Below are 5260 nucleotides of genomic sequence, written 5' to 3' on the forward strand. Positions count from 1 at the left end.
TATGAATACTTTACTTATTTGCCAGTAAATTTAACATCTTATTTATACATAATGTATTACTGTTTTTAATAGCATGCTTCTAATCCTCGATACAAGCGACATTTACAAATTTTTCATTTTTTTGAAATAAAAATGATCAATTTTAATGTTTTTATACCCTTTACAACCCATCAAAAAATCACCATAATTTTTAGTATGTATTAAGTAGTATTAGCTTTTCATTTTGCAGTAAGCTATTGATTATCTTATATTTTCTAATTATTGCTTTTTTCTTGGTGTGGTATATGAACTTAACTAGCCCTAAGGTTTCTACTATGTTTTTTGATCAGATTATTACAGTAACGGATCACAATGTTACTTGGGAAAAAATCCAAAATTGTCTTTATAATCTTTATGGAGAAGCAACATATAATAGCTGGCTGAGTTCACTAAAATTTGTCAGTAGCAGAAATGGGGAAGTTCTTTTATCCGTGTCAACAAGGTTTATAAAAGAGTGGATTACAGTTCATTACATGAAAAAAATATTATCATTATGGCAAAGCGAAGATAAAAGTATACGTTCTATTGATATTCAAGTAATTGAGGAGAGGAATTCAAATTTTAATGTTATACTAAAAAACAGAGAGGAAAGTAATCATAATCTTGGTTCGCCGCTGGATCCAAGGTTCACCTTTGATAATTTTGTAGTGGGAAAGCCAAATGAATTAGCATTTACGGCGGCAAAGCGTGTGGCAGAATCTATAGATCCAATATTAGGCAGCAATCCTTTGTTTCTATATGGTGGAGTGGGACTTGGTAAAACACATCTAATGCATGCTATAGCTTGGCACATAGTCAATTCCCCATCAGCAAAAAGAAAAGTGGTGTATTTATCAGCAGAGAAATTCATGTACCAATATATTACAGCGCTGCGAAGCAAAGATATTATGTTATTTAAAGAGCAATTTAGATCAGTAGATGTATTGATGGTAGATGATGTGCAATTTATCAGTGGTAAAGATAGTACACAAGAAGAATTTTTTCACACTTTCAATGCATTGATAGACCAAAATAAACAATTGGTTATATCAGCTGATAGGTCTCCTAGTGATCTTGATGGAGTGGAAGAAAGAATAAAATCACGACTCGGTTGGGGGTTGGTGGCAGATATTAATGAAACAACTTTTGAATTAAGGCTTGGTATATTGCAGGCAAAAGTGGAGCAGATGAATATGTATGTTCCGAAAGATGTCCTAGAGTTTTTAGCAAGGAACATAAAATCTAATATAAGAGAATTAGAAGGAGCATTAAATAAGGTTACCCATACCTCATTAATTGGAAGAAGTATGACGGTAGAATCAGCTAGTGAAACCCTAATCGATCTTCTTAGGTCAAATCATAGGTCAGTCACAATAGAAGAAATACAAAAGAAAGTAGCTGAATTTTTCAATATAAAGGTTGCAGATATGCAATCCAATAGAAGGCTTCGCAGTCTTGCAAGGCCAAGACAAATAGCTATGTATTTTGCCAAAAAATTTACGCAAAAAAGCCTACCAGATATTGGGAGAAACTTTGGTGGCAGAGACCATGCTACTGTTATACATGCAGTAAAACAAGTAGAAAATTTTATAAAGACCGACTCAAAATTTGCTGATGAAATCAATCGATTAAAAAAAATGTTTAAGTAGCGTTTTTAAAATAGCTAATAACAAATCCTAAAATGAATCGACTATAGTTTTAATCCGTTTAAGTTTAAAATCTTCTGTTAGCTTCGCAGAATACATTTCCTTATTGTGTTGATTATAGAAGGTAAATTCGTGATCATCTAAATTTAGTATTGCAAAGCCAAAGCCAAAAAAGTTTCTAACCTCGTGTGCTAAGTAGTTTTTACCATTTGAATAGTCAAATTCTACATTTTGATAAACAGATTCTTGATCTTGAGCGTGTAATGATGCACCACCGTTTCCAACTATAATTTGGTCTGGAACATTATCCATTAATAAAATCTGGGCTATATGAATGTGGCCAGAAACTATGGTAGTAACATTGCTTGGAAATTTATCTCCAAAAGCTTCGATTTGTGTAAGATTACCATGGCTTTTTAATGTCAAAAATTCTTTTTTTGGAGATCTCCAAAGCGGTTTATGAGTTAAAAACCACATGGGCTTGTCAGAACTATTTTGTATCAATTTATCAAATTGCCTCTCAAAAGCATCAATTGTGCTTTGGGTTGTAAAAATATCCTCACCGGATGAAGAGTCGAAGATAAAAAATTTCATCGGTCCAGCATCTAAGGACCAACTAGAAACGAAGTTTCCACATTTTTCAGACGAAAAGGGGTATGAATCTAGATACCTGAACCATCCTTCATAAGCTCTATCACAACTCTCATGGTTTCCACGAACAAAAAGGAAAGGGGATTGTGATAAAATATCCTTTGCAGGCTCAAACCAATCAGCGTACCAAACTTCTTTATTATATCCATAAATATCGCCACACTTTTTTGTATTTCTACATTTTGTTTGTCTATAATGATAATCACCAACATGGATAATTAAATCTGGTTTATGAAGGGCGATTGAATCTAAATTTTTTTTTAAAGGCCAGCTATCTACCGAATTACATTCCTGCTGAAATAACATATTTATTCTACAGCCCGTGTCACCAATGAAAGCAATTTTATTAACCTTTTTTGGTAATATAGGAACCCGTAGATCCTCAATACTAATGTTTTTGGCACTTGTTTGTACTGTCAGTTCACAAACTGTTTCGTTATGACCACCATTGTTAATTGAGCTGCGATTCAGCATTTCTGTTTCCTCGCCATCAACATAAACAATGGGACACATGTCATTGTCCGTAATTGCGCGTATGCTTAGTTTATTTTCTGGGATAACTTGAGACCATGTGTATAATATTTGTGCATGGACGAAATGAAAGCTAGTTATAAGAGAGAGAGCTAAAAAAATAAAGATATTAGCTATATTCATTTGTATAAAAACCTAAGTTAAAAATTAGTAGTAAGGTTATCTTAAATGATTAAAACTTATAATCACAAAATTCATAATCAAATTATACAAACAATTTCTAAATTATTCTAGTATCAGATTGACACTCTAGATGAAAAATTCTAAAATGATTAAGTAATTTAAAATAATTATATAAAAACTAGAATATAGTGCGGCCGTGGTGGAATTGGTAGACACGCAGCGTTGAGGTCGCTGTGGCTCATAAGGCCTTGGAAGTTCAAGTCTTCTCGGCCGCACCAGTTTTTATCGCTGTTTAATATGGGTAAAAATGTTTATAGGAAATCAGAGTAGCAATAAGGTAGAAAGAGCTATCAGCGAAATCAGGCGCGGTCGGCCAATTGTAATATATGATGAAAGTAATTACCTATTGTTTGCTGCTGCTGAGGCTTTAGAAAGAGATTTATTTAATCAATACAAGCTTACATCAAGTAATGTATATGTTACTTTAACTTCAAGTAAGGTAAAATACATATCTCAGAATAAAGAACATAACAGCAAACGTCTGTTGGTGAATAATTTTGATGAACTGCTCTATTTAATAAACTGTTCAAAGGAAGATTGCATAAAAGAGTTGCAATGCTCAAAGACAATAGATGAATGTGCTATTGCCTTGCTTAAGTTCTCAGAATTATTGCCATACGCGTTAGTGGCTGATATGACTTTTGAGAATAACCATGAAATGCGAAATTGGTGCGAGAAAAATGACGTTATTGCACTGGACACGTCATTCATAAATAATTTTCAAGAAAATCAGGATGTATATGAAGTGTGCAAAACATCATTATTTTTAAAACAGACTCAAGAAGTAAATATCATATCTTATAGAACCGAAAGTGGTGGAAGAGAACATCATGCAATTATCATTGGCAATCCAGATAAAGATGACGAACCATTAGTGAGAATTCATTCTTCGTGCTATACGGGTGACTTGTTAGATAGCTTGTCATGCGATTGCAGAAGTCAGTTACATCAAGCAATTCAAATGATAGCTGACTCTGGAAGTGGTATTATATTGTATTTGATGCAAGATGGAAGAGGCATTGGTTTAACTAATAAGTTAAGAGCGTACAGTATGCAAAGAGGACATAATCTTGATACTGTTGATGCAAATAGAATATTGGGTTTTGAAGATGATGAAAGGAGTTTTGCTGTTGCAGCTAAAATGCTTAAGAAATTGAACATTAACAAAATCCAATTACTTACAAACAATGATAGGAAATTGTCAGAATTGGAAAGTAGTGGTATAGGAGTTACAAAGTGTCTACCACTTATTGTGGAACGTAATAAATATAACGATTCATATATGGAGACAAAGTTTGGTAAATTAGGCCATAGATTAAGAGTTTTTTAGCTTTTTTGCTGTAACTACTTTGTTAATTTGCTATGTTTATTAACATAAGTTAAGATTTTTAGGAATACTAAAATGCTAAGATTTTTTAAGCGAGAAAAAAATACTGAATCCTTAGATAAGGATATAAATTGGAATTCAAACCGCTACAGCACAGTTATTGCTCAAAGGAATATTCTACTTTTATTTGCATTAATATTATTAGCAACGATCTCTATCAGCATATTAGTCATATTTAAAATTAGCACAAGTAGCACTATTGAGCCATTTGTTATAGAAATTGACAAGAAATCAGGAATAGTGCAATTGGTTGATCCTGTCACAGTAAAACAGTATTCTGCAGATGAAGCGCTAAACGATTATTTTATTTCAGAGTATATAAAAGCAAGGGAGGTTTTTGATCCATATCATTATAATTATAACTATTATACAAAGGTGAGGTTGTTTTCCTCACCTGATGTGTATAATGAATTTAGAAATTATGTAGGATCGCAGAATATGGATGATCTTTTTAATTTATATTCAGATACCAAAAGTGAATTTAAAATTCGCTCAATTCAAAAGTTGGGTAACGATGCTCTTCAGGTGAGATTTTTTGTGGAATTTACACGGAAAGATGGAAGTTCTACGAGAAAAAATAAGATAGTTATTATGTCATATAGATATGCATCGCTTGAAATGGATGATCAGCAAAGATATATTAACCCATTAGGATTTCAAGTTATTTCATATAGAGTAGATGATGAATATGTATAGGATATTATTAGTTTTAGCTTTACTTGTAAGTGGCAATTTAAACGCATCCATTAATTATAATGAGCCTATTTCTATAGATAGTAGAATAAAGACTTTTGTGTATAGCCCTAATGAAGTATTTACGGTGGTTTTTAGTCAGGGTTACTAT

General features: G+C 32.5%; 4 protein-coding genes, 1 tRNA gene and 1 pseudogene. 5 read left to right on the plus strand and 1 reads right to left on the minus strand.

From position 1 onward, the window contains the following. Positions 1-284 precede the first annotated feature (284 nt). The gene (gene dnaA / locus OZD62_RS05970) at positions 285-1667 is read left to right on the plus strand and encodes a chromosomal replication initiator protein DnaA (RefSeq protein ID WP_010962298.1); all 1383 of its coding nucleotides are present in this window, start codon (positions 285-287) and stop codon (positions 1665-1667) included. A 27-nt stretch (positions 1668-1694) separates the two neighbouring features. Here dnaA and OZD62_RS05975 read toward each other — a convergent pair whose 3' ends face one another. Then, positions 1695-2969: a metallophosphoesterase gene (locus OZD62_RS05975; RefSeq protein WP_022626184.1), complete on the minus strand. Its 1275-nt coding sequence runs from the start codon at positions 2967-2969 to the stop codon at positions 1695-1697. A gap of 190 nt (positions 2970-3159) precedes the next feature. Between OZD62_RS05975 and OZD62_RS05980 the strand changes: the two genes are divergently transcribed. From OZD62_RS05980 to OZD62_RS05995, 4 genes and pseudogenes are all read left to right on the plus strand, one after another. Then, positions 3160-3247, plus strand: a tRNA-Leu gene (locus OZD62_RS05980). A 29-nt stretch (positions 3248-3276) separates the two neighbouring features. Continuing rightward, positions 3277-4359, plus strand: a complete 1083-nt coding sequence (locus OZD62_RS05985) for a GTP cyclohydrolase II (protein ID WP_010082649.1) — start codon at positions 3277-3279, stop codon at positions 4357-4359. Between the two features lie 72 nt (positions 4360-4431). Further along, on the plus strand, positions 4432-5112 hold the full coding sequence (locus OZD62_RS05990) for a VirB8 family type IV secretion system protein (RefSeq protein ID WP_010082650.1): 681 nt from the start codon (positions 4432-4434) through the stop codon (positions 5110-5112). After that, positions 5099-5260, plus strand: a pseudogene (locus tag OZD62_RS05995) (P-type conjugative transfer protein VirB9); the annotation flags it as partial. The gene OZD62_RS05990 and the pseudogene OZD62_RS05995, both read left to right, overlap by 14 nt.

Origin of the sequence: Wolbachia endosymbiont of Drosophila seguyi (assembly GCF_028981765.1) — a bacterium.
In the GTDB taxonomy this organism is placed as follows: Bacteria; Pseudomonadota; Alphaproteobacteria; order Rickettsiales; family Anaplasmataceae; genus Wolbachia; species Wolbachia pipientis.

What these genes read in the sequence shown, in the direction of transcription:
- OZD62_RS05985 (WP_010082649.1), top strand. Translation starts at nt 3,277, where the DNA reads ATGTTTATAGGAAATCAGAGTAGCAATAAGGTAGAAAGAGCTATCAGC.
- OZD62_RS05990 (WP_010082650.1), top strand. Translation starts at nt 4,432, where the DNA reads ATGCTAAGATTTTTTAAGCGAGAAAAAAATACTGAATCCTTAGATAAG.
- dnaA (WP_010962298.1), top strand. Translation starts at nt 285, where the DNA reads ATGAACTTAACTAGCCCTAAGGTTTCTACTATGTTTTTTGATCAGATT.
- OZD62_RS05975 (WP_022626184.1), bottom strand. Translation starts at nt 2,969, where the DNA reads ATGAATATAGCTAATATCTTTATTTTTTTAGCTCTCTCTCTTATAACT.